Below are 22,004 nucleotides of genomic sequence, written 5' to 3'. Positions count from 1 at the left end.
AGGGCCGCCAGGGCTTTTAACGTCGGGCTAACGCGGGTTGAGGAACGCTCTGGGGGCAGAGCCCTCCGCTATCTGGCGGTTGGGGACGTGTTCGGGAGCGGAGGGCCCAAACGAAGGAGTGGGTCCCGCGGTTCGGAGAGGGTGCGTGGATTACGGCCAGCGTTGCGGGTCTCCGACACTGCGCCTGCCGAAAATTCATCCATGCAGTTCAAGCCGCATGTGAGTACTCGTGGAGGACGCCGCCGAGCCTGTGCCGCTCGAATATTGAGTTACGTAGTCTGAGCTGCGGTTACGCGGAGTGGTGGTATTCGCTGAGCATGTCGGCAAGGACGGGTTTCCGGCGGACGATCCGCTGATCGTTGAGGTCGGTCACGTCGTGAGCGGGCGGCGTTGCGATGTCCGGGGGACGTTGCTGCCGGGATTGGTGTGGCCGGTGCCCGTTGTAGTGGATGAGATGCTCCTGGAGCACGAGGGCCAGGTGGGGTTCGTTGAGGATCAGGATCCGGTCCAGAAGCTCACGGCGCAGCGTGCCGATGACGCGCTCGCAGATGGCGTTCATCCTCGGCGTCCGCGGCAGCGTTGTGATGATCCGCGGCCGTTCAACTGTGAAGACCTCCCTGAACGCCGAGGTAAAGAGCGGGTCCCGATCGTGGATCAGGAAGCGTAGCCCGGTGATGCGGTCGCTCAGGTCCATCGCCAGGTTGCGGCCTGCTGCATCGTCCATGCTCCGGTCGGGTGCGCGCTCACTCCGGCCAGGTGCAGTCTCCGGGTGCCGTGCTCGATGAAGACCAGCACGTACAACCGTTTGAGCATGATCGTCTCGACCACGAGGAAGTCACACGCGATGATCGCGTGGGCCTGAGCGGTCAGGAACTGCCGCCAGGTCGGCCCGGCGGGGCGCCGGATCGACACCGGCGGCGTGCAGGATCTCCCACACCGTGGAGACCGCGACGTTGTAGCCCAGCCGGGCCAACTCGCTTTGGATTCTCCTGTGCCCCCAGGTCGGATTCTCCCGCGCCATCCGCATAATCAGCGCCTGGACCGGCCGACGGGTGCAGGGCCGTCCCGGGCGCCGCCTGTCGGTGAAGGTCCCCTTACCCGCCACCAGGTTGTCAGCGCAAGATCGTCGCCGGGGTGAGCGGGAACACCTCCGCCCACCGGCGACGGCGAATCAGCCTCGACAATGCCGCAAGCCAGAGCCGGTCGGCGTGACCCCACCGCGGCCGGTCACCGAGCTGACGGCGGAGTATCTGGTTCTCGTGACGGAGCACCAGCACCTCAACATCTTTGGACAGATCGGAGCGGACCAGCACTGTCAGCAGGTCGAACAAGCCCCTCACCAACCGGTGGACAAGCGACAACAACACCTCGCGATGGTCGCAGCCACCGCTCTGATCGCGCAGCAAAACCCCAGCTCACAGTACGAAACCGTGTTTTCGAGCGGGACAGGCGTCGCAACACGAGTGCCGAGGATAGAAGGCCGGGTCAAGTGCCAGGGAGCACTTCTGACGCCGCACAGGCCGCGTTCCTCGGCCGGTTGTTGACTTTTTACGGTCTGGGCCGTTATCTCGTATGGGGCCGATACCGGCCCCGACCAAGCAGTTCCGCTCATGACCGTAATTTCCCAGGAGTGCAACCCATGCGTGTCCTCTCCGCCCTGCTGTCCGCTCTCTTAGCCGCTTTCCCAGCTCAAGGAACCGTGACCGACTTCGGCGTCCAGTCGACCGCGCTCACCGTCTTCGAGGGGCACTTCGGCACCGGCCAGGACGGGCGGCCGGCCGTTTTCAGTGTTCAGATGGGTACGCCAGGGGTCGTTGCCGAAGTCGATCCGGTGACCCGCGAACTGAGGGACACCGTGGAGTTGCCCGGCTCGTCCGGCGGGTGGGGCATCACCCAGGCCGCCGACGGGACCGTCTATGCCGGGACCTACCCCAACGGTCACCTGTACTCCTTCAAGCCGGGCCAGGAGCAGGCCACCGATCTGGGGCAGGTCGTGCCGGGGGAGCTGTACGCCTACGGGCTGCAGGTCGGCAAGGACGGCAAGGTCTACGGGGGGACGTATCCGGGGGCCAAGGCGTTCTCGTACACCCCGGGTGAAGGGTTCCGCGACCTCGGAGTGATGGTCGAGGGCCAGCAGTACACGCCGGATGTCGCGGTCGACACCGACCGGCAACTGCTGTGGGCGGCGGTCGGCTCGGCGGGGCATCTGATCCGGCTGGACCTGGCCACCGGGGAGAAGCGGGACATCTGGCCCGAGGCGCTGCGCGGCGATCCGAGCTATCCGTACGACCTGAACCTGGTGGCGGGCAAGCTGTTCGTCAAGCGAAGCAAGGGGCAGGCGCTCGTCCTCGATCCCGACTCGGGGGCGGTGCTGGCCGACGGGTTCACGATGAACTCGCGCGGCACGACCAAGGTCGCCGAGGGCGGCTACGTCTACTTCACCTCGGGCACCGAGCTGTGGCGCTACGACCTGGCCGCCGACCGGCCGGAAGCGGTGCCGGGGGTGGCCTCGGGCGGTGCCGGGGTGGGCTGGGGCTTCATCGACGGCACGCTTTACGCGGGGATCGGCAACTACAACGGCGACGCGTTCTCCTACGACCCGCGTACCGGCGCGTCCCAGCGCTTCAAGCTGCCGTTTCCGTACCAGCCCATCGACATCAACAATGTCACTGCCGGGCCGGACGGCCGGATCTACACGAACCTCTACATCAACGGCAACGTCGCGGTCCTCGACCCGGCCACCGGCAAGGTGACCCAGCTCGGCCGGGCCGCGCAGACCGACGGGTGGTTCTGGAAGGATGGCAAGCTCTACCTGGGCACCTATCCCAACGGCGCGATCATGCACTACGACCCGGCCCAGCCGTTCGTCACGGACACGAACCCGCGTGAGCTGTTCCGCCTGATCGGCGACGGCCAGAACCGGCCCGTGGCGTTCGCCGCCGCCGGGAGCAAGGTCTACATCGGCAGCACCCCCGACTACGGCCTCTGGGGCGGCGCGCTCACCGTCTACGACGAGGCTTCAGGCGAGCACACGGTACGGCGCGCCCCCGTCGCCGACCAGGGCGTCACCTCGCTGGCCGTACTCGGGAACACCCTGTGGGGCGGCACGTCGATCTATGGCGGCGGCGGCACCACGCCCAAGGCGACGGACGCCAAGGTGTTCACCTACGACCTGGCCTCGGGCGAGAAGCGATCGGAGCACACGCCGGTGCCCGGCGCGAAGTCGATCACCGCGCTGGTCAAGGGCCCCGACGGGCTGCTCTGGGGCCTCGCCGACGGCACGGTGTTCATCATGGACCCGGCCACGGCCAACGTGGTCAAGCAGGTCAAGCTCCCCGCCGGATACACCGGCGTCTCGGACGAGTTGCACGTCAACCCCGACGAGCACGTCTACGCCTCCCTCGACGGGAAGGTGTTCCGCATCGACCCGCTGTCGAAGACGTTCACGACCGCCGTCGAGTCCGGCCTCTACCGGGGCGCCCAGGACGGCTCGGGCAACATCTGGTTCCGCAGCGGCACCAAGGACGCCCTCGGCTCCGTTCAGGGCGGCGCCCGTCTGCTCCGCTACACCCCTCCGGCGGACGCCTGCAAGGGCTCCGACCTGACCCCGACGGTCACCATCAAGGGCCGCGACACCGGGGTGGCCAACCGCTACCGCCCCGACGGCTGCACGATCGAGGACCTCATCGAGGACGAGAAGTACACCGGGCCCCAGCTCATCGCCCACGTCGCCAAGAAGTCCGCCGAACTGGTGGCCGCCCGCCTCATCACCAAGGAGGAAGCCGGCCGCATCGTCAGCGCCGCGGCCAAGCCCTGACACGGGATGATCTACTGAAGGCGTGGCGTTCACGGTTTACGCGGGTGGGTGAGTCGTGACGCCGCCTTCATCCTGTTCGTCCTGCTCGCCGAAATGGTCCCGAACCTGATCCCGGTGCTCGGCAATGACCGCATCAGGATGTTCGCCGTGCTCGGTGCGTGCTCGTACGCCCCGTCACACGCCGTCAGGACCCGGCCCCGCCTTCTATTCCGACGGTCGCAGCTTCGAATCCTGCAGGGCGCGCTTCTCCACCCGCGGAAACTTAAGCAGCGCCCGCGCCCTGCGGCGGTATGGGGCAGATGCGAGGCGAAGCTGAATCAGCCCTTGAGCTTCAGCCGGCGCTGCGCCGAGCACTGGTCGAGCCGTCTTCCGGATTCGCGTGGCCCGCTCCTGCAACCGTGGGCTGATCTTCTGGTCTTGGCGGACGACGACCTTCAGCATGCCCAGGTGGGCCAGCACTGAACTGCGCCGGGTTTGTTCGGGGACCGCGATGCGGCCCCTGACCTCGCTACGGCCCGGAGGCCTACGCTTGTGGCGCTGCCCCAGCCTTCAGCGCGGTGATCCAGTGTCAGTGTGATCGGGCATCATGGCCCGCATGTTCGAGGGACTCCACGACATCGACTGGGCATCGATGGAGCATGCGTACGGCCCGGCACATGAGGTTCCGGAGCTGCTACTGGCCTTGCGCTCCACTGATAGGGAGGAGCGGCACAAAGCTCTCAGCAGGTTCTACAGTGCCGTCCATCATCAGGGGATGGTAGTGCCGTGCACGACAGCGAGTCTGCCGTTTCTGTTCGAGCTGGCGGGTGATCCCACCGCCCCCGAGCGGACCGCGATCGTCGAGCTCTTGGTCAGCATCGGGCGCGTAGCCGTCGAGGAGTGCGAAGAAGAATACGCCGACCTGGTGGACTTCGCCGGAGCCGCGACGGTGGTCCGCGAGCGGGCGGAGACGTTCGTCGCCTTCGCCGCAGATGCCGATCGCCACGTGCGCCGGGCCGCGATTCCGGGGCTGGGGTTGTTCCTCGATGACGCGGACCGGGCCGGGGCGGTGCTGCGGAATCGGCTGTCGGCCGAGGCGGGGCTGGTCGAGCGACTGCTGATCGTGGAGGCGATGGGGACGCTGGCCCTGCGCCTGCCCACGTCGGCGAACGAGGTGATGGCCCGGTTGGCTGGGCTGGCTGCCGATGCGACTTTGGACCCGGGGATCAGGCTGGCGGCCGTCGTGCAGCAGGCCCGCTGCGCCCCGGAACAGATCGGCGAGGATGCCGTCCCGACCACGATTGGCCTGTTGCGGCAGATGGCGCACGGCGCGGCAGGCTATCCGGCGTGGCGGAATGCACCCCGGCAGGCGCCTTCAGCGGGTTCAGCGAACAGAGTGCCACCGCAGATCGTCGCCGCCTTCGAAGACCTTGACCGACAAGGGCGCGTACACGCGCCGACCACGGATCTACTGCGCACGTTCCACGAGGCGCTGGCGACGCGGGTACCCCAGCGTACGGCGTTGCTCACGGAGCAACTGGCCAGCCCTGATCCCGGTTCCCGTCTGGACGCGATTCGGATGAGCCAGAAGCTCATGACGTCCTGGCGGGGTGACCACACCTGGCTCATCACCCAGGTCGCCAGACAACTCCGCACGGGCGACCACGAAGTCGCGGCCGAGGCGGCAGCCGTCCTTGAGACCTGTCACCCAATCGCCGAGCCGGCCTGCGAGCTGCTCGCCGCGTATGTCGCCGCGTACGCGCCGGACCTGTGGAGCGCGCCACAGCAGCAGCTGCGCCGGGCCTATCAGAACGCGGTCAGAGCCCTTGCCCGCCTCGGTGATGTGCGCGCGGTGCCCAGTCTTCTGGCGGCGCTGGACTGCGGCGTCGACGACTGGCGCGCGGTGGAGGTCACCGGTGCCCTGCCGGAGGCGTCGCAGGAGCTGGTGCCTCGGCTGTGCGACCATGTGCGCCGCATTGACCATGCTCAGCAGCGGCTGGGCATGAGCGCCGGTTCATTGATGTCCGCTCTGGCCGCGCTCGACGATCAGACAGCGCTGCCCGTGATCACCGATACCCTCGTTGCGGCCGTACGTCACGAGCAGTGGTCGACCACGTGCTCGGCTCTGAAGGCGTTGGCGGCGTTCGGTCCTGCGGCGGCGCCCGCACTTCCGGCGATCCGGTCACTGACCGCGGCCTCCGACGCTCACGTGCGGCACGCTGCGGTTGGCGCGGTGTGGGCGGTCAGCGGGGACCAGGAGGAGGTGATGCCGCTACTTCATGATCTGCTTGGGAGCGGCGTCTTCTTTTGGAAGACGCTGGCAGCCGATGTGCTCGGCGAGATCGGCCCGCCTGTTACGGCCGCGCTGCCGCGCGTGCGGGAGCTGCTGACCGACAACTATGAATGGGTCCGTGTCCATGGTGCGGCGGCGCTCTGGGAGATCGGCGGTGAGGCTGAGGCGCGGGTTGTTCTGGATACCCTGCTCCAGGCATGGGAGCAGAACCCGGCAACGGCCAATCATGTGGTGGCGTGCCTGGACCGGATGGGCCCCGCCGCTGCGCCTGCCCTGCCGCGGCTCCGCTCGGAACTGACCCGTCCCCAGCGCGGAGGCCGGTTCGCGAGCATCGACAACGACGAGGAACTGCAGCGGATCAGTCGTGCCATCGTCAAACGGCTTGCCTGAGCCATGGTGAGGGCGGGAGGTTTCGCGATGGGTGGCTGCGTACCGCGGTCGCTAGCACATTGGCTTTTGGTATCGGGAAAGGCGCAGCTCGAACCCTGTGTCCTGGCCGGAGGCTGTGAGTGCGTGACCGCCGCTGGTCGTGAGGTTCCATAGCCAGGGCTGTACGTGGCGGAGAGGGGACTGTCCCGGACCAGCGCAGATGGCCTTTCGCAGGGCCAGGCGGAGACGTTGCAGTTCTTCCAGGTCCGCTGTCGGGTGATCCACCGCTCGCTGCCGTCCGTCCCTCGCGGTCGCCTCAGCCAGGGCCATCGCCTGGACTTCGACTGCCGGCGGCTCGTCTCTCCTGGCGCCAAGCCGCTGCGCCCGCCAGTCGGCCCAGTTCGACCCGATGCTGTCCAACGCCGCCAGCAGCGTCGTGAGGACCTGCCGTTCTACGTCCGTGCCCTGGCTCCAGGCATCCTGCAGCAGAGGGAGAATTTGGGCCCAGGTCACATGAGCGAACCTCCTGCCGTTCCCTTCGGTGGGCGGCGTGAAGGTGAGCGGTGGCGTCAGGTACGTGAGATCCACGGTGAGATTCGGATGATGATGACCGGCGAGCGCGTAATAACCGGAGAGTTGGTCTCGCCGGTGGCTTGAACTCTCGGTCTTCAATTCGATCATCCACAGTCGTTCCTTCCACAGCACCGCGTAGTCGGGTGCTCCGCCCTGCTCGTCGTCGTGGCGCGGGCGCAACTCGAACTCGTCCACGAACAGCGGCTGCCCGCTCCACTCACTCCGTCCGAAAGACAGCTCATCCAGCGACCGCAGGAACTGGACACCCTGGGGTGACGGGTGAGTACGACTGTTCCATCGGGGATAAGAGCCGCTCACGATCAACATGCTCAGAAGGCGCTGGCAGTACTCCTCCCTCCCCAGCCGTAAGCGTCCCAGCATGTGGATGGGATCTTCGATCGTCACGCCTTCACGCTTCCAGCCTGACGCCCGTTCCGCACTGCTTCGTTGGCAAGTGATGACGGGTCGTGATGGCGACGTGAATCCCGGCCGGCGGAAGGACGCCGCAAATTCACCATGCGACGCTCACTCGCGGACCCTGTGTCAACGGACACGCTGACTTCCATGTAGGCGGGCATTGGTTTGCCGCACCAGCCGAGCCGTTTCCCGGGCGGCTTGGTGGGCCACCTCCGGCGGCACCGAGACGTAGGTGTCGGCGGTCAGTACGATGCTGGCGTGCCCGAGCATGGCCTGCACCACCTCCGGATCGGGGTGCGCGGCCAGCGCCAGGGTGGCGGCGCCGTGCCGCAGGTCGTGCAGCCGGATTGATGGCTGTCCGGAGGCGGCCACCAGCCGGCGGAAGCGGCCGGTGAGGTAGTCCGGCCGCAGCGGCGCACCCGTCGCGGTGGTGAACACGTATCCCGAGTGCTGCCAGCGGGTGCCCGCCGTCGCGCTCAGCTTCTCTTGCCGCTCGCGCTGCCGGGTCAGTACCCGTACGGTCTGCGCGTCCAGGGCCACCACCCGGCAGCCGGCGGCGCTCTTCGGCGGCCCGGCCACGACCTGGCCGTCGGCGTGCACCCGCTGCTGTGCCACCGTCAGCTCCGCGGCCTGCAGATCGCCAGCCAGCTCGCCCCGGCGCAGGCCGCGCAGCGCGGCCAGCCACCAAGCGGCATACAAGTCGTCCTGCGCGATGCCGGCCAGGAAAGTCGCGAGCCAAGTGTCCGGAGTACGGGGGGAACTCAGGGTGTGGCGGTCGGCGCTGCCGCGGTGGGTCCCGACCGGACACCACCAGGGTTTCCGTGCAGGAATCCGCTTCGCGGCGTTTCAGCCGTTGATGTGCGGGGCGACTGCTACGGCGGGGAGGCGCGCGGGCTGCGCGTCTGTGATGTGCATCTGATCACTCAGCCGAAGCCAGCGCTCGGCGGGCGGCTTCAAAGGCGAACCGGGCCGGGTCGAACTCCTGCGCGCTCTCCAGACCGGCCCAGTGGACATATTCGTCGTGCTCGTCGTGTTCGGGATCGGCCAGCACCAGACGGAAGTGTTCGTAGCCTCCGATGCCGCCGACGTCCTCTGGCGGGCAAGCGCCTGCCCCGTCCACCAGCACCGGGTAACGGACCCCTTCCTCCGCGGTGAGGATCTCCTCCAGCACGATGTCATGCCGCCAGCTGTCACCCAGGTCGTACTCGTACTCAATGGCTGTCCCGGCCTGGGCGAGCGCCTCCGCCAGCGAGGTCTTCTTCTCGTCCAGAACGTCCAGATCCCACTCGGGTGACAGTTCGCCGTACAGGACACCGCTCACCGTGAACAGGTGGAGATGACGGTTCTCCCAGCCCATGGCCGCGACCAGGATGTCGTGCAGCCTGTCGATCGTGATCTCGGGTGAGATGAGCAAGCGCCGCCAGATCACCGGATCCGCACTCTCCTGGAGCGTCACCCGGATCTGGTAGATCGGCTCTCCAGGTGCGGCCTCACCCAGGCTGCGCCGCACGGTGTTCATCGCCGCCGGGGTCAGAGTCGCCGTCTCTTCCGTGAGCTCCAGCGCGCCCATCCGGACCAGGACGGTCAGCAGGCGATCGAGGTCCTGGCCGGCCATCCGCCGCTGCGATTGCGGGTCGTGCATCTCGTAGTACGGCGAGGCGATCTCCCAGGCCAGCTCCCGCAGATCCGCAACGGGCACCGGCCCGCTGTTCAACCTGCGCAGCAGCGCCGGCCAGATGAGCGTGAACTTCTCGCCGACCAGCGAGGTGTACCAGTAGTTCTTGGGGAAGAGCGCCTCGCTCATCTTCCCCAGCGCCGTGAACGACGCCTCCCACAACCGCTTCGAGTCCTTCAGCAGTGGCGCCGCCTTCTTCACCGGCAGCAGTCGCCCCTTGACCACCCGGACCAGCCCAGCCGCCTTGGCCCATTCCGCGATCAGGTTCAAGCCGGGCAGTTCGGTGCTGCTCTTCGTCCGGAACACCCGGTCGCCGATCTTCGGGTCGATCTCGTCGCCGGTCTCCAGCAGCGCCACCAGCGCCCGCGCGTCCGACAGCGTCAGTTTCCCCGTCTGGGTCAGCTTCCGGCCTCCGCCCACCCACTCGGTGAACGCCCGCAACTTCTCCTGCATAGCGTTCAGAGTATGGCGCAGCGTGCGGTCCCAGCCGCGCCGCGCGAATGAGTCCTCCCTGGCCGAAGACACCGTCGTATGGCGTGAGGGGATCTCGGTCGTCTTGCCGGTGGTCGAGTGCTTCTTTCTTGGCCCGCCCCACCGCCTCATTTTGAGGATGGGCAGCCCGCGGGGTGTCTGATCCCTTTCGTGAGCGAGGGTGGACGGCGGGTTCTGAACAGCGACGACTGCCGTCACCAGCGGAGGGAACATCGCCGTGGCCGCCGATTTTCGTGCTGTTCCGAAACCGCGTAAGCGCCTTCCGTAGCACGCTCAGCGTCACCGCTGCACGCACAGGCGGCACTCCGCGTTTTCCTGTCGCTGGGGCTCTCACTGGCCTGTTCGCTTTTCGGCTCGCCGGGTCAGCAGCAGGCCGATGGCCATGCCTGTCCCGCAGAGGACGAAGGGCCAGCCGTAGGGGCGGCGGGGGGCCCACTGGTCGAAAGTGATCACGATGCCGGCCAGGAGGACCACCGTGGTGAGGGACCAGCTTGCGATGGAAGTGACGCGATGGGGCCGGTGCGTGGTCAGGCTCCAGGCCAGTATGAGTGCCATGAGCAGGCCGGGCCAGGCGAAGATGATGTAGCTCCAAGGGGAGATCTCGTCGCCGGAGGTCTGGCCGATGAGGGCATGCCGGAGTGGGCCGTCGAGGAGCAGGTTGAGCAGCGAGGCCGGGAAGGCCAGCACCGTCATCAGGATCCAGCCGTACAGGTAGCCGCCCAGTTGGCCGTTGATCGTCGCCCAGGTCAGGAGGGCGACGGCGGCCACGTATGAGGTGATCGTGAGTGCCACCGGGCCGCGAGTCGACGTCGGGCCGTGGTTAAGGAGGTGGATCATGTGTCCTCTTCATGAGGTGGTGGCTTACAGTGCGCCATCGCCCTTGGCTCGAACGGCCTTGTAGAAGGTGTTGGCGTAGCTCAGGCAGATGGACCGTTTAGACGACTGGGTGCCGCGGAAGGGGTCGGCGACCGTGCCGGTGATGCCGGCGCAGATGCGTTCCTTCATGATGGCCAGGAAGACGGCGTCGACGTGGGTGCGCCGGGAGCGGTCCAGGCCGTTCTGCTCGCCGTTCAGTCTGTTGCGGATCAGGCCGTAACCGTAGTCGTGAGAGTCGCATGCGGCGCGGAAGTCCAGCCAGTAGGTGGGCTTGTTGCCGACGATGGGCGCGCTGCAGCCGTCGTTGGTGATGCCCATCACCGATCCGCCGGTCAATGTCCCCTTCCAGAACGGGGGCCGCATGACCTTGCTCGCACCCTGTCGAACGTCGACGTTGGTCTTGCACATGCCTCGGAGCATGTAATCGGCGGCGTAGGGGGAGGGGCAGGCTCGGGCGCCGAGCCTCATGGTCTGCCGTGCCGCGTTCGCCAATGTGCCGGGAGAGGAGTAGGTGAGGTGCCATGATCCCTCCTCCGTCGTGGTCATCTTCGTGATGTCGCCGCTTCCGGAGTAGGTGTATGCGAACCGACGCCCCGGATCACCGGCTGCGCCTGGCCGACGCAAGTCGCGGACCTGGCGCAAGTGTTCAAGGGCGTCATAGCGATAGGTGATCGCGGTCATTGGTGGTGTGTCACCGGCGGCGTCGTAGTCGATTGAGGCGAGCAGCCCGCTCACCTCGCCGAAGGTGGACGGTGTCGCGGTGGTTCTGTGCGCGTAGATCAAGGTCGCCGTGGAGCACAACGCCGAGTCGGGTTTCCGGCAGTCCGCCCCGGGAGTGGCGGGGGAGATCAGGCGATGTACTCGGCCGTGTGCGTCGTAGGTGACGCTCTGGAAGTCGCCGTCTGCCAGGCCCACCGAGACCGGGAGGAATTGGCCGCGCACTTGGGACCAGGTGATGACCAGGCCGGTCTCGTCGGTGTGCGTAAAGGTGCCGTCGCCGTTTCTCACCATGATGCCGCTGGAGTAGACGAAGGTGCTGGGCCGGGACGGATCGGCGAGATAGCGGTGAGACTCGGCGCCCGAGTTGAGCTCGATGTCCATATAGCCGTGGTCGCTGTGGTCATACAATCGGCTGCCCAGCATGCCGCCTAGCGGCTGTAGCTGCCAGCCGGGTCCCAGGACGCGCTCGTTGGTACGGACGGGGTCTCCGCGTCGACCGATGGTGTGGTTGCGACTAACCAGCAGGCCGTCCTCGGACAGGTCGATGGCACTGGTCAGCCAGCTTCCCGTGGCTGGATCTGCGTATCCCGGCGGTGTGGGTGCGACCTGTGCCAGGCCGCCGAAGGGAAGCAGGGGAACAATTAAGGGACTTAGCGCAATCACTTGATTACTTTATGCGTTCACGTGTGGTTGCGGTGAGCGGTGTCTCCGCTCCATACCGGAACGGTATCTACGGAGCGCGGCAGAATCCTGCCTCCATCGTGATCGGCAACTGCGACTGCCTGCGTGATGAGAGCCGGCTGTGTACAGCCTGGCCGCGCGAGTCCCGACGTCTCCGTCGAGGACGTCTGCTGTCTGGGCGGACCTGCCTCTCGATGAAACTGCATGCCCCGGCCCACGGCTCGTGTCTTTAGGTGGATCGGGACTCTGTGTGTGCGCACGTTGATCGGTGATCGAGGTCCTGCGGGTCTGGCGTGGAGGGCACCTCGACGAGCGCAAATGCTGGGCGCCGCGGCAAGTGGGGCCGTCGGCGAGGCGCGCTGTACGGTTCGATGGCGGGGAACGTCGTAGCGGCCATGGTCCGGGATGTCGCCGTGCTCGGCGAGTGCTCGTGCGCCCCGTCACGTGTTGTCAGTGCCCGGCACTGCCGGACCCGCAAAATGTGTGGAGGCGGCACGAATCACCACCAGGCGGCACCGCGCGACACCAAAAGATCTTTCTTCTAATTCGACGGTCGCGGTTCGAATCCTGCAGGGCGCGCTTTGATCATGTTCTGACCTGCGGCGATGCGGGCGCGGTCCTTGAGCTGGCGCAGGACGCGGTGGCGTAGTCCGGATGTGGCGGCCGTGCCGACGTAGGCGCCCCAGCGGCCCTCGGCGTTCGGCCGGTCGAGCAGGAGGTAGACGCCCGGCACGTTCCAGCCTCGCTCGAAGACGGTTGGCGTGCTCACGATCGAGTAGAAGCATGCCGGCGACCTTGTGCTTGGCGCGGATCTTCATCGGGTTGTTCAGGTCGTAGGAGAGGCTGACGATGAGCTGGGACGGGGCGAACCGCATCGCGCACACGGGGGCGTCTCCTTCACTCGTGCCGCCGGGTATCTTCCCGAACAGTATCGGACACATCGCTCTGCGTGACTGCGAGCTTCGGGGAAGAAACGTGCAGCTCACCCGCCGGATAGGCGTTCTTCCGGTGTCGGATGGCGCTATGCCGGATGCTGTTACGCCCCCGGTTGGGGCGTCATCCCGCGCGGTCCGCCGTGGTCCTGGGTCGCGCGCGGCAGGCCACGACCAAAGGCCCGTGAGGGCGTGCGGCGGCCGGTAGGCGTGCGGTGTAGGCGGCCATGCTGTCGCTGTGGCCTACGGGCAGCGTGGGTGGTTGGTGTAGGAGGCCCACTGGGTTCGTGATTGCTGGTGCTGTGACCGCATAGGTTCGCCGGGTCGATGGTCGCTTCGTACAGTGGCCTGGGATTGACCCAAGTGCATGTTCTTTCTGCGTCGCGGTGTCACCAGAAAAAGGGATTGCATCGAGGCCAGAGCTCACGTTGGCTGGGCGACATGGCTGAACTGCGTACCGATCGCCTCATGCTCCGTCGATGGCGTGACTCCGACCTTGAACCATGGGCGGCGATGAATGCCGATCTGGAGGTTCGGGAGCACTTGGGCGACCTGCTTACCCGAGAACAGAGCGATGCAAGTGTGGCGCGGTTCCAGGCCGAGTTCGACCAGCGAGGCTATGGGTGGTGGGCGGTTGAGGTGCGGGCCACGGGTGAGTTCATCGGCTTTGCGGGGTTGGATCCAGTGGATGACGACATGCCGTTCACAGGAGTGGAGATCGGCTGGCGGCTCGCCCGCTCGGCCTGGGGCCAGGGTTACGCTACCGAGGCCGCGCTGACAGTCCTCGCCTACGGCTTCGACACTCTTGAACTTCCCGAGATCCTTGCTGTGACAACGACCACCAACCTCCGCTCACAGGCGGTGATGCGCCGAATCGGCATGACACGGGACCCGGCCGACGACTTCGACGACCCCACCGCGCCCGAAGGGCCACTGCGTCCGAACGTGCTGTACCGCATCGCCTGTGGTGCGAGGATCTGACGTTCTGGTCAGGCTCCGGTTGCGAGGGGCGTCCGTCCCAGCGGATGCCTTTCTCCCTGCGGAGACGAGCGCGTTCCTTGCGCTGGGCGGTGAGCTTGGCCGCTCGGGGCCGTCGGGGCCCTCGTGGTTACATCGACCACCGACCCGGAGCCGCTGGCGGAGGAAACAAGCTGTCCGATGGGATCAACAGCGCCTCAAACGCCCACCTCGATTCGCAAATGCAACCAAAGAGCTCTTCCTACACAAGCGCCAAGCACCGACCGGGTCGAAGACCCTCCCACTCGACGAAGAGACGGGGAAAGTTCGCATGGCCGAGGCCGAGCAAGCTCGCTCTGCAGCCGTTGAAAGGTTCAACTCCTAGGCGATGCGCCAACCGTCGCAGACGCTTGGACCGCAGCGGTCCATGACCTGGTACGGCAGCGGCCAGTCGTGAGCTGAGCTGGGTATATGCGGTGGCCAGGCGGGACGAAGACGCCGTTCACGCTCCACGGCGGCGCAGGGGTAAGGCTGGCACTACCAAGAACCAGGGTGTCGCCAGCAATGCCGCTCTATGCGGCCGTATCTAGGGTTTCGGCATGACCTTTTCTCGCGCCATAGTGACCGCCGGGCTCGCCCTGGGCTGCCTTGCCACCACGTTCCCCGCCGAAGCCTCAGCGGCGCAAACCGTGGCGCGCGGCGCTGTGGTCTCCTCGACCCTCGTGGAGAAGCTGGACAAGGGCCAGGTCGCCGAGCGGCTCAAGGCGGCCGGCATTGATGCGACGCAGGTGAAATACGGGGTCAGCGCCTATCGCGTTGTCTATCGCACCGTGGACGCCAAGGGCCGGTCCACCACCGCCAGCCAGTTGGTCGCCCTGCCTGACAACACCCGGCGCGACCTGCGAGTCGTCTCCTGGTTGCACGGCACCACCGTCTACCGGGGCGATGTGGCCTCAGTGAACGAGAAATCCACCGATCGCGCCGCGGCGCTGCTGTTCGCGGGGGCCGGGCATGCGGTGTCCGCCCCTGACTATCTCGGCCTGGGCACGGGCCCCGGATATCACACCTACGGAGACCCGCGGACCACGGTCTCGGCCCCGGTGGACGCCCTGCGCGCCACCCGCGCCTTCACCAGGGGCCACGAGCGCCGGCTCGACTCGCGCGTGCTGGTCAGCGGCTTCTCGCAGGGTGGTCCCGCGACCATGATGGTGGGGCGCTTCCTGCAGCAGGGGCAGGACCCGTACTTCCGGCTGGGCGGCCTGGCTCCGATCGCCGGTCCGTTCGACCTGAGTTCTTTCGAGGCCGCCGCGGCGGACGACAAGATTCGGATGGCCTCGCTCTACCTGGCCTACTTCGTGATCTCGGCGGACCGCTACACCGACGTCTACCGCACGCCGGGCGAGGCCTTCCGCGCCCCGTACGACAAGCAGGTGGAGGAGCTGTTCGACGGGAACCACCAGGCCGCGGAGATCGCTCAGGCGTTGCCGCCGACGTCCGAGAAGTTGTTCACCGCGAAGTTCCTGGACAGGGTGCGCAAGCCGACCGGCAAACTGAAAGAATTGCTGACCGCGCTCGACTCCACCTGCAACTGGAAGCCGGCCGTTCCGGTCCGTCTGCATCACGCCAAGGGCGACCAGGACGTCGCGTATGACAACGCGCTGTACTGCCGGCGTCAACTGCGTTCTCACGGCGCCACGCAGACCCTCACCGACGCGGGCAGCGTGGATCACAACCAGACCGTCCGCAAGGCGCTGCCGCTGGTGGTCGCCGGTTTCACGGGCAACCAGGCTTGATCCGTCCGGTCTCAGGTCGCGGGCTCAGCGGGTGCCGTCGGCGATGTTGGTGAAGTTAAGCAGGCGTAACGCACCGATCGGGTAGCTACGCATGGTGGCCAGGATCGACGGAGCCGAGGTGGTCCGGGCCTTGCATCGATCCTCCCCAAAGGTGACGTCTCTTACGTAATGATCTTTGCTTTCGATCGACCACTCGCCCCTGACCAGCTCGGCCAGGCGACGTGGGCCGGCCAGCGTCGCGGGCAGGTTGGTGACGCCCAGCACCGCGACGCTCGACAGGGGCGTTCAGCTTAGGCCGTAGACGTGGCGTTCGACCAGAAAGACCTGCTTGACGTGCGGGAAGCGGATTCCTGCCGGAGCGGGCAGGACCTGGATGGTGCGGATCGGCTCGAAGTCGCACGTGGAGCCGGGCGTGGTCGGGTGGGCGCTCGCGTGGGATTCCATCTGCGAGTCCTGCACCTTCTTCGTCACCACCATCGAATTCCGACCCACTCTTGAACGTCAACGCGACGACGTCGCGGCCAAGGGGCAAGTTGCCCGCGAACAGATCTCCAATGGCCTGCTCAACCGCCTCGACGGACAGGCGTCGTGACCGAACGCACAGCCTGCCGGACGCTGGCGGCATCATCTAATGATCAAGGCGGCAGGGGCGCGACTACCAAGAGGATTCCCTCCTTGCGCTCAGCCACGCTCCCTCGAACTCGTCTGGGCTGATCTCCATCTCCACCAGCTCAGGATCGAAGAGATCCACGACAGGCGGATTGAACTGCCAATCATTCGGATCACTCTTGATAGCGGTGCCGTCGTCAGCCTGTTCCACCTGGCGGAGCCGGCGGCCACCGGATCCGATCTCCATCAGATAGGTCGCCGGGTCCACACCGTCGCCGCCATCCCAACGCTCCCGCAGATAGAGAACAGGCCTGTCCGCGAACGCGCCGAAGCCGGGCAGAGCACGCTGAGCGTCCCGCTTGGCCCGCAGGTCATCCAAGCCCCCGGGCATGGCGTGAGAGTCGATATCGACCTCGGCCAGATCCCATCCCTCAGCCTGGTCAACAGCCTGCGGACTGTCGATGACCTCCACTTCGGCGAACGTCTCCAAGACCTCCCGGGACGACGTCGCATGGACCCACCACCACGCCCCGCCCATGCCATAGTCATGCAGGACCAGGAAACGTTTCTTGGGCTCAGCCGCAGCATCGGTCACAGCCAGCCAGCTCCTACTCCTCAGCGAACGGTTCGTCGCTCCAACGGAACCACGCCTCACCGTCCTGAACATGAAGCACGAACTCTGCCACTGGACCATGAGGCGCTACCAGCTGCACCGCTCGCGTGATCTCGCCATAGATCGCTTCCCACCGCTCATAGTCCTCATCGAGAGTGTCGAGCAGCACCAGCTCCTGCTGGAACAGCGGTTCCAAGTCAGGGAACGCAGTCCCGGCAATGAACCGACCGCTGAGCCACGGCCCATCCGCATCCTCGATCGTGATCTCACCGACCAAGTCGTCCCGACGCATCAAACGCCACACCTCGTCACGCGAGCTCACCGTCGCGCCCGCCCTTCTCCTGCCGCGAAGCTTGACAACGAGACCCGCATATTAAAGGGCTGGCCGCGGGCAGGGTGCGCTACGACAACGTCAAGCCCGCGGTGGCCAAGGTGCTGGGCTTCTCCCGGACCCGGGTGGAGTCGGAGCGATGGGTGGTCTTCCGCAGCTGGGCCGTGATCGATGCCTACTACTGCCGCCCGGCCTGATCGGCGCGCAGGAGAAGGGCGGGGTGGAGGGCCAGATCGGCTGGGGTGTAGCTCGTCGTTCTCAGTGAGTTTCTGAGCCGGGCTTTGTGGTCGTGACTGGTTGATTGGGATGCCGCTCCCAGAGCGGGTGCAAAGCGCCTGGTGCCGTTGGAGCAAGGCGACGGAACCTGTGGCAGGTCTGGGCTGAACCGGAGTGTGCCCAAGGTCGTCTCACTGGTGGTTCTCCAGCATGACGTCGAGACGTTCTCGGAGCAGCGTGCGGCCGAGATCGTCGTAAGCGCGGGCCCACAAGGGATGGAGAGCCGGGAAGCGCTGGACATCCTCGTGGTGGGCGGCGGTGAGTCCCAGAAGAGCGCTCGCCGGGTGGCCCGCATCGAGCATTCGGGAGGCGTCGGTCAGGATGATGTCTGTCTCCCCGGTGAACAAGGGGTAGTCGTCGGCAAAGGCGTCGTTTGGTGCAAGAACGCCGATACCGATACCGGACGGGTCGGGTTCGTGGCGCCAGCCGGCCGGCGGCGCCAGATCGAGGGGGATCTCCGCATCGCCGCCGCCGGGGTTGACCCCGTACTCCGGGGTGGGCTGGATGCCGAGTTCGGTGGACAGTCGTGCCACCTGGGTGCGCCTGCGCTCTCCTCCGCTGCGCAGAGCGAGGGAGAGCAGAAAGGTGAGGCCGTCCAGAGTGTTCCGGCCGATGACGCCTGGTTCCTTGTGGCCGAAGGAGGCAACGGGATGGTCGGTGCGCCCAAGTTCCGGTGCGGGGACCACCCATCCGATGCAGGTGCCATTGCCCAGGTCCGCGAAGGGCAGGAGTTCCGGTACGGACATGAACGGGACATGGTGCCGGCGGAACACTTCCCCCGCGTAGCAGTATTCCCATCCCGGAGGCGCGAGGGGTACCTCGCACAGGTCGAAGGGCAAGGCAAAGCTGGTCTGCACACGGGAAGCGTCGTACAGGCCCTCCTCGTACAGGTCCGTCGTGAGGAACCCCTCCTCCCAGGCGATGTCGATCACCTTGACGAGTGCAGGTGGGGTGGGGAACGGAAACAGGTCGTCGGTCCAGCGTGGTTGTGTCGTCATGGGGGCGAGTGTCGCAGCCACATGTGACAGTTGGAGAAGAGTGCAGCTCTTCTGCAGTGACTGGTTGATCAAGCGCTGAGGGCGTATTCGTTCTGGTGGAGACGCGTGCAGGATCTCCCCGACCGTGAAGGCCGCTATCGAGTAGCCCAGGCGCGCCAACTCACCCTGGATTCTCCGATGCCGCGAGCGAGCCGGTCGAGGTGGCGCCACCGCGATCGACTGCCGAGCTGGCGGCGGAGCACTTGGTTCTCATGACGAAGCACCAACAGCTCAACATCCTTGGACAGATCAGAGCGGATCAGCACGGTCAGCAGGCCGAACAAGCCCCCCACCAACCGGTAAGCCAACGACAAGAACACCTCGAGATGGTCGCAGCCACCGCCCTGATCATGCGGTAAAACCTGAGCTCACAGCACGAAACCGTATTTTCGAGCGGGACACGGCCTCGTGGTCCTGGAGGTGTTCGGGCACACCGCCTTCATCGGCACGTGAAGGCCCCGCGACGGGATCAGATGGTCAGGACGAGCTTGCCCTGGAGGTGACCGCCGTCGAGCAGTCGGTGCGCGTCGGCGACGCGCTCGAACGGGAACGTCTCCTGTACGTGGACCCGGAGCCGACCCTGTTCGACGAGTTCGACGAGAGCTCGCAGGGCAGCCGGATCGGGGTCGACCGCGATGCCGCTGAAGCGCATGCCGGCCGCCTTGTACTTGGCGGCGAGCTCCGAATCCTCCATGGCGACCGCCGTCACCAGGTGGCCGCCTGGGCGGAGCACTTCGAGCGACCGCTCGGCGGTGTCGCCGCCGATCGTGTCGAGCACGATGTCGATGTCGTGGACTGCCTCGGTGAAGTCGGCCGCCGTGTAGTCGATCACCTCGTCGGCGCCGAACCCCTCGACGAACTCCCGCTTGTTCCCGCCGGCGGTCGCGATCACGTACGCGCCGAGCGCTTTCGCGATCTGGATCGCGACGTGGCCGATCCCGCCACCACCGCCGTGGACCAGGACGCGGTCGCCCTCGGTCACGCCGCCGAGGTCGACGAGGCCCTGCCACGCCGTCAGCCCGACGACCGGCAGCGCTGACGCCTCGACGTGTGAGAGCGACGCCGGCTTGCGCGCCAGGTGCATCGCCGGCGCCGACACGACCTCGGCGTAGGCGTTCGCCGCCCGCGGGAACAACGGCATCCCGAACACCTCGTCGCCGGGCCTGAACCTCCACGTCCGCGTCTCCTCGACCACGCCGCTGACGTCCCAGCCGAGGATGAACGGCGGCCGGCCGATCAGCGGGAACCTGCCGGCGCGCATCAGCGCCTCCAGCGGGTTCAGCCCGATCGCTTTGACGCGGACGAGCACCTCGGTCGGGAGGGGCTGAGGCTTGGGCGCGTCCACGATGGTGAGCACCTCGGGACCGCCGAGCTTCTGCTGGGTGATGATTCGCATGACTCTCCTGGCCTGGGAGGGGGAGGAGAGGCCAGGCTATGTTTTGCGATAGGAACCACCAGGTACCTTTGGCGCCATGAGCGGTTTCGGTTCCGGCGGTCTCTTTCTCGCCGACTGTCCGGCGCGGCTGGCGGTCGAGCTCATCGCGGACAAGTGGACGGTGGTCGTGCTGTACGGCCTCAGCAGGGGCCCGGTACGCCATGGCGAGCTGGCCGGGCTGATCGGCGGCATCTCCCGCAAGGTGCTCACCCAGACGCTCCGCCGGCTCGAGGCGCACGGGCTCATCCGCCGCCACGCCTACGCCGAGGTGCCGCCCCGCGTCGAGTACGAGCTCACCCCGCTCGGGGAGACGCTGATCGAGCCGATCCACATGCTGACCGAGTGGGCGAGGGAGCACGGCGACGCGGTGCTCGACGCGCTCGACGCCCATCCCGAGCCGGCCGTCCCCAGCGGCGGGACCGGCCGCTGACACCGGCACGAAGCAGGGATCTTCCGGCCGGTACAGAACCGGTAACCCGCGCTACCGGGGACGCGCCAACTGGTTGGGGGCCACGGTGCCGGCCAGCAACCCCTGGGGATCGGTGACGATGGGCAGTCGTTTCACCGTTTCGCCATCGAGCAGGCCCACCTGGGCGAGTACGGAGGCCTGATCCCAGTAGATGCGCTCGCTCGCGACGGCTGTTCCCTCGAAGCCCACGATCGCGATCCCCGGGACGCGTACCTGCCTGCCCGTCGCGGGCACGCCGGGCAGGATCCACGGAATCTCTAGGTCATGGATAAAGGTGATCATCATCTCATCGACGATGCTCGCGTCCCCGACCGTACGGCTGAGCGACTCGATGGACACGTCGGCCGCGTTCCGCCCTACGAACCATTCCCGGTAGAAGTCACGGACGCCTTCGTAGCCGACACCTCGCCAAAGCCCGCGTCCGACTCATCGCCGGCGACACACCGGTTCAGAACCCGCTCCCGCAACACTTACCGCTTAACCTGCAGAAACAGGATCACGCGAAGATCGATTCATACACCACGTCCGTGGACGTGACCTTGAACGACAATTAGGCGTCGGCACCAGGGTGAGATTCGTCCCAGAGGATCGGGCCTTCCTTTGTCGCCCTCCTGGCAACGCTGCCGCGCGAGGTCCTGCGCCGGCTACGGCTTCTCGTCAGCCCAGATACCGTCCTGCGTTGGCACCGCGATCTGCTGAAACGGCGGCACGTCCATGCATCGTGTCTGATGCCGTGCAGGTGGATCGGCGGCAGCGAGGAAACGGCGGGTGAGATAGCCGGCGGTTCAGAGGCCCTCAACGGAGGGCAGGTGAGGTCGTGTGGATGCGGGCAAGGTGCCCCTCGCGCAGCAGCGGCGGGTGCAGAAGGTGGGCGGGACCGCGGCGGTAGAGGGGGGCGGGACGGCCCGGCTCCGTGAGCCGCCGTTCCCCTGTGGCTTCCAGAAACCGGTCGGCGCGGGTGACCTTGCGACGGAAGTTGCTCGGGTCGAGCTTGAGCCCCCATACGGTCTCGTAAACCTTGCGCAGGTCGGAGATGGTGAACGGTTCGGGGCAGAACGCGGTGGCCACCGTTGTGTACTCCAGTTGCGACCGGGCGCGCTCCAACGCGTCACGCAGGATGGTCATGTGGTCGAAGGCCAGCTGGCCAGGCTCGGCCAAGATCGACGGCACCGGCGCCCACACAGCGTTGGAGGCGTCTGTGCCGGCCTCGGGAACGGGCAGATCGGGGCCGAGGGCCAGGAAGGCCACGGTGATCACGCGACCGCGGGGGTCGCGGTCCGGCTCGCTGTAGGCGCGGAGTTGTTCCAAATGCAGCAGGGCCGTGTCCAGGCCCGTCTCCTCCTTCAGCTCCCGCCGGGCGGCGTGTTCCAGGGTTTCGCCTGGTCGTAGAAAGCCACCGGGGAGCGCCTGGCAGCCTCTGTACGGCTCGTTTCCGCGCTCTACAAGGAGAGCATGGAGCTCACTGTCCCGGATGGTGAGGATCACGAGGTCGACGGTGACGTCAGCCCCCTGTTGGTGCTCGCGTGACAAGATTCTCTCCCTTTAGGTCATCTTGACTTTATATCCGCCGGGATTAAGGTCATAGCTACCTAAATTCGTTCTGTGGTGGGGGTGGCATGAGCGACGATGCGCATTCACCTGGCCGACAACCAGCTCATTC

At 66.6% G+C, this 22,004-nt stretch carries 25 protein-coding genes; 8 read left to right on the top strand and 17 right to left on the bottom strand.

Translation table 11 applies throughout. From position 1 onward, the window contains the following. Positions 1-289: 289 nt before the first annotated feature. Genes ACFPZ3_RS20030 through ACFPZ3_RS20015 form a run of 4 tightly spaced genes read right to left on the bottom strand, consistent with a single transcriptional unit; the run spans position 290 to position 1,331 of the window. Positions 290-724, bottom strand: a complete 435-nt coding sequence (locus ACFPZ3_RS20030) for an integrase core domain-containing protein (RefSeq protein ID WP_379515667.1) — start codon at positions 722-724, stop codon at positions 290-292. Next, on the bottom strand, positions 685-912 hold the full coding sequence (locus ACFPZ3_RS20025) for a hypothetical protein (RefSeq protein ID WP_379515750.1): 228 nt from the start codon (positions 910-912) through the stop codon (positions 685-687). The genes ACFPZ3_RS20030 and ACFPZ3_RS20025 overlap by 40 nt, the downstream gene beginning before the upstream one ends. Then, the gene (locus ACFPZ3_RS20020) at positions 836-1,105 is read right to left on the bottom strand and encodes a helix-turn-helix domain-containing protein (RefSeq protein WP_379515666.1); all 270 of its coding nucleotides are present in this window, start codon (positions 1,103-1,105) and stop codon (positions 836-838) included. The genes ACFPZ3_RS20025 and ACFPZ3_RS20020 overlap by 77 nt, the downstream gene beginning before the upstream one ends. A 7-nt stretch (positions 1,106-1,112) precedes the next feature. After that, entirely contained in the window at positions 1,113-1,331 is a 219-nt protein-coding gene (locus ACFPZ3_RS20015) for a hypothetical protein (protein WP_379515665.1), read from the bottom strand. 368 nt (positions 1,332-1,699) lie between these two features. Between ACFPZ3_RS20015 and ACFPZ3_RS20010 the strand changes: the two genes are divergently transcribed. The 3 genes from ACFPZ3_RS20010 to ACFPZ3_RS20000 all read left to right on the top strand — a co-directional run bounded on the left by ACFPZ3_RS20010 (position 1,700) and on the right by ACFPZ3_RS20000 (position 6,479). Further along, entirely contained in the window at positions 1,700-3,817 is a 2,118-nt protein-coding gene (locus tag ACFPZ3_RS20010; protein WP_379515664.1) for a hypothetical protein, read from the top strand. Positions 3,818-3,865: 48 nt separating this feature from the next. Then, positions 3,866-4,279, top strand: coding sequence for a hypothetical protein (locus ACFPZ3_RS20005; protein WP_379515663.1), 414 nt, complete (start codon positions 3,866-3,868; stop codon positions 4,277-4,279). A 133-nt stretch (positions 4,280-4,412) separates the two neighbouring features. After that, positions 4,413-6,479, top strand: a complete 2,067-nt coding sequence (locus tag ACFPZ3_RS20000) for a hypothetical protein (RefSeq protein WP_379515662.1) — start codon at positions 4,413-4,415, stop codon at positions 6,477-6,479. A 51-nt stretch (positions 6,480-6,530) separates the two neighbouring features. Here the strand turns inward: ACFPZ3_RS20000 and ACFPZ3_RS19995 are convergent, their stop codons facing one another. From ACFPZ3_RS19995 to ACFPZ3_RS19970, 6 genes are all read right to left on the bottom strand, one after another. Then, positions 6,531-7,436, bottom strand: a complete 906-nt coding sequence (locus ACFPZ3_RS19995) for a hypothetical protein (RefSeq protein WP_379515661.1) — start codon at positions 7,434-7,436, stop codon at positions 6,531-6,533. Positions 7,437-7,574: 138 nt separating this feature from the next. After that, entirely contained in the window at positions 7,575-8,147 is a 573-nt protein-coding gene (locus tag ACFPZ3_RS19990) for a site-specific integrase (protein WP_379515660.1), read from the bottom strand. Between the two features lie 220 nt (positions 8,148-8,367). Next, positions 8,368-9,576 carry a plasmid pRiA4b ORF-3 family protein gene (locus ACFPZ3_RS19985; RefSeq protein ID WP_379515659.1) on the bottom strand — a complete coding sequence of 403 codons (1,209 nt, stop codon included), beginning with the start codon at positions 9,574-9,576 and terminating at the stop codon, positions 8,368-8,370. 369 nt (positions 9,577-9,945) lie between these two features. Next, positions 9,946-10,452, bottom strand: coding sequence for a hypothetical protein (locus tag ACFPZ3_RS19980; RefSeq protein WP_379515658.1), 507 nt, complete (start codon positions 10,450-10,452; stop codon positions 9,946-9,948). A gap of 24 nt (positions 10,453-10,476) precedes the next feature. After that, positions 10,477-11,874, bottom strand: a complete 1,398-nt coding sequence (locus ACFPZ3_RS19975) for a phospholipase A2 (protein ID WP_379515657.1) — start codon at positions 11,872-11,874, stop codon at positions 10,477-10,479. A 559-nt stretch (positions 11,875-12,433) separates the two neighbouring features. Continuing rightward, positions 12,434-12,661, bottom strand: a complete 228-nt coding sequence (locus tag ACFPZ3_RS19970; protein WP_379515656.1) for a hypothetical protein — start codon at positions 12,659-12,661, stop codon at positions 12,434-12,436. A gap of 604 nt (positions 12,662-13,265) precedes the next feature. Between ACFPZ3_RS19970 and ACFPZ3_RS19965 the strand changes: the two genes are divergently transcribed. Both ACFPZ3_RS19965 and ACFPZ3_RS19960 read left to right on the top strand, forming a co-directional pair. Continuing rightward, the gene (locus ACFPZ3_RS19965; protein WP_379515655.1) at positions 13,266-13,805 is read left to right on the top strand and encodes a GNAT family N-acetyltransferase; all 540 of its coding nucleotides are present in this window, start codon (positions 13,266-13,268) and stop codon (positions 13,803-13,805) included. 575 nt (positions 13,806-14,380) lie between these two features. Next, positions 14,381-15,574 carry a lipase family protein gene (locus ACFPZ3_RS19960; protein WP_379515654.1) on the top strand — a complete coding sequence of 398 codons (1,194 nt, stop codon included), beginning with the start codon at positions 14,381-14,383 and terminating at the stop codon, positions 15,572-15,574. Positions 15,575-15,598: 24 nt separating this feature from the next. Here ACFPZ3_RS19960 and ACFPZ3_RS19955 read toward each other — a convergent pair whose 3' ends face one another. Beyond that, on the bottom strand, positions 15,599-15,838 hold the full coding sequence (locus tag ACFPZ3_RS19955; protein ID WP_379515653.1) for a hypothetical protein: 240 nt from the start codon (positions 15,836-15,838) through the stop codon (positions 15,599-15,601). A gap of 109 nt (positions 15,839-15,947) precedes the next feature. Between ACFPZ3_RS19955 and ACFPZ3_RS19950 the strand changes: the two genes are divergently transcribed. Next, positions 15,948-16,166, top strand: coding sequence for a hypothetical protein (locus ACFPZ3_RS19950; protein ID WP_379515652.1), 219 nt, complete (start codon positions 15,948-15,950; stop codon positions 16,164-16,166). Positions 16,167-16,229: 63 nt separating this feature from the next. On the opposite strand, the gene ACFPZ3_RS19945 is transcribed toward ACFPZ3_RS19950, so the two are convergent. Then, positions 16,230-16,778, bottom strand: a complete 549-nt coding sequence (locus ACFPZ3_RS19945) for a hypothetical protein (RefSeq protein ID WP_379515651.1) — start codon at positions 16,776-16,778, stop codon at positions 16,230-16,232. Between the two features lie 13 nt (positions 16,779-16,791). Next, entirely contained in the window at positions 16,792-17,088 is a 297-nt protein-coding gene (locus ACFPZ3_RS19940) for a hypothetical protein (RefSeq protein WP_379515650.1), read from the bottom strand. Between the two features lie 104 nt (positions 17,089-17,192). On the opposite strand from ACFPZ3_RS19940, the gene ACFPZ3_RS19935 reads away from it, so the two are divergent. Then, positions 17,193-17,324, top strand: a complete 132-nt coding sequence (locus ACFPZ3_RS19935; RefSeq protein ID WP_379515649.1) for a hypothetical protein — start codon at positions 17,193-17,195, stop codon at positions 17,322-17,324. Positions 17,325-17,534: 210 nt separating this feature from the next. Here the strand turns inward: ACFPZ3_RS19935 and ACFPZ3_RS19930 are convergent, their stop codons facing one another. Then, positions 17,535-18,401 carry a hypothetical protein gene (locus ACFPZ3_RS19930; RefSeq protein WP_379515648.1) on the bottom strand — a complete coding sequence of 289 codons (867 nt, stop codon included), beginning with the start codon at positions 18,399-18,401 and terminating at the stop codon, positions 17,535-17,537. Between the two features lie 508 nt (positions 18,402-18,909). Beyond that, positions 18,910-19,836 carry an NADP-dependent oxidoreductase gene (locus ACFPZ3_RS19925; protein ID WP_379515647.1) on the bottom strand — a complete coding sequence of 309 codons (927 nt, stop codon included), beginning with the start codon at positions 19,834-19,836 and terminating at the stop codon, positions 18,910-18,912. A gap of 76 nt (positions 19,837-19,912) precedes the next feature. Between ACFPZ3_RS19925 and ACFPZ3_RS19920 the strand changes: the two genes are divergently transcribed. Then, positions 19,913-20,305, top strand: a complete 393-nt coding sequence (locus ACFPZ3_RS19920; protein WP_379515646.1) for a winged helix-turn-helix transcriptional regulator — start codon at positions 19,913-19,915, stop codon at positions 20,303-20,305. A gap of 51 nt (positions 20,306-20,356) precedes the next feature. Here ACFPZ3_RS19920 and ACFPZ3_RS19915 read toward each other — a convergent pair whose 3' ends face one another. After that, on the bottom strand, positions 20,357-20,683 hold the full coding sequence (locus ACFPZ3_RS19915) for a hypothetical protein (protein ID WP_379515645.1): 327 nt from the start codon (positions 20,681-20,683) through the stop codon (positions 20,357-20,359). A gap of 456 nt (positions 20,684-21,139) precedes the next feature. After that, positions 21,140-21,874 carry an NUDIX hydrolase gene (locus ACFPZ3_RS19910; RefSeq protein WP_379515644.1) on the bottom strand — a complete coding sequence of 245 codons (735 nt, stop codon included), beginning with the start codon at positions 21,872-21,874 and terminating at the stop codon, positions 21,140-21,142. Positions 21,875-22,004: the final 130 nt, after the last annotated feature.

This window comes from Nonomuraea insulae (genome assembly GCF_042656245.1).
Note: the sequence above shows the minus strand (reverse complement) of the source record. Positions and strands in the feature narration are given on the sequence as shown.

Excerpts from the sequence above, each read along its gene's own strand:
- ACFPZ3_RS20030 (WP_379515667.1), bottom strand. The coding sequence starts at position 724 with ATGGACGATGCAGCAGGCCGCAACCTGGCGATGGACCTGAGCGACCGC.
- ACFPZ3_RS20000 (WP_379515662.1), top strand. The coding sequence starts at position 4,413 with ATGTTCGAGGGACTCCACGACATCGACTGGGCATCGATGGAGCATGCG.
- ACFPZ3_RS19985 (WP_379515659.1), bottom strand. The coding sequence starts at position 9,576 with ATGCAGGAGAAGTTGCGGGCGTTCACCGAGTGGGTGGGCGGAGGCCGG.
- ACFPZ3_RS19980 (WP_379515658.1), bottom strand. The coding sequence starts at position 10,452 with ATGATCCACCTCCTTAACCACGGCCCGACGTCGACTCGCGGCCCGGTG.
- ACFPZ3_RS19965 (WP_379515655.1), top strand. The coding sequence starts at position 13,266 with ATGGCTGAACTGCGTACCGATCGCCTCATGCTCCGTCGATGGCGTGAC.
- ACFPZ3_RS19960 (WP_379515654.1), top strand. The coding sequence starts at position 14,381 with ATGACCTTTTCTCGCGCCATAGTGACCGCCGGGCTCGCCCTGGGCTGC.
- ACFPZ3_RS19950 (WP_379515652.1), top strand. The coding sequence starts at position 15,948 with ATGGTGCGGATCGGCTCGAAGTCGCACGTGGAGCCGGGCGTGGTCGGG.
- ACFPZ3_RS19940 (WP_379515650.1), bottom strand. The coding sequence starts at position 17,088 with ATGCGTCGGGACGACTTGGTCGGTGAGATCACGATCGAGGATGCGGAT.
- ACFPZ3_RS19930 (WP_379515648.1), bottom strand. The coding sequence starts at position 18,401 with ATGACGACACAACCACGCTGGACCGACGACCTGTTTCCGTTCCCCACC.
- ACFPZ3_RS19925 (WP_379515647.1), bottom strand. The coding sequence starts at position 19,836 with ATGCGAATCATCACCCAGCAGAAGCTCGGCGGTCCCGAGGTGCTCACC.
- ACFPZ3_RS19920 (WP_379515646.1), top strand. The coding sequence starts at position 19,913 with ATGAGCGGTTTCGGTTCCGGCGGTCTCTTTCTCGCCGACTGTCCGGCG.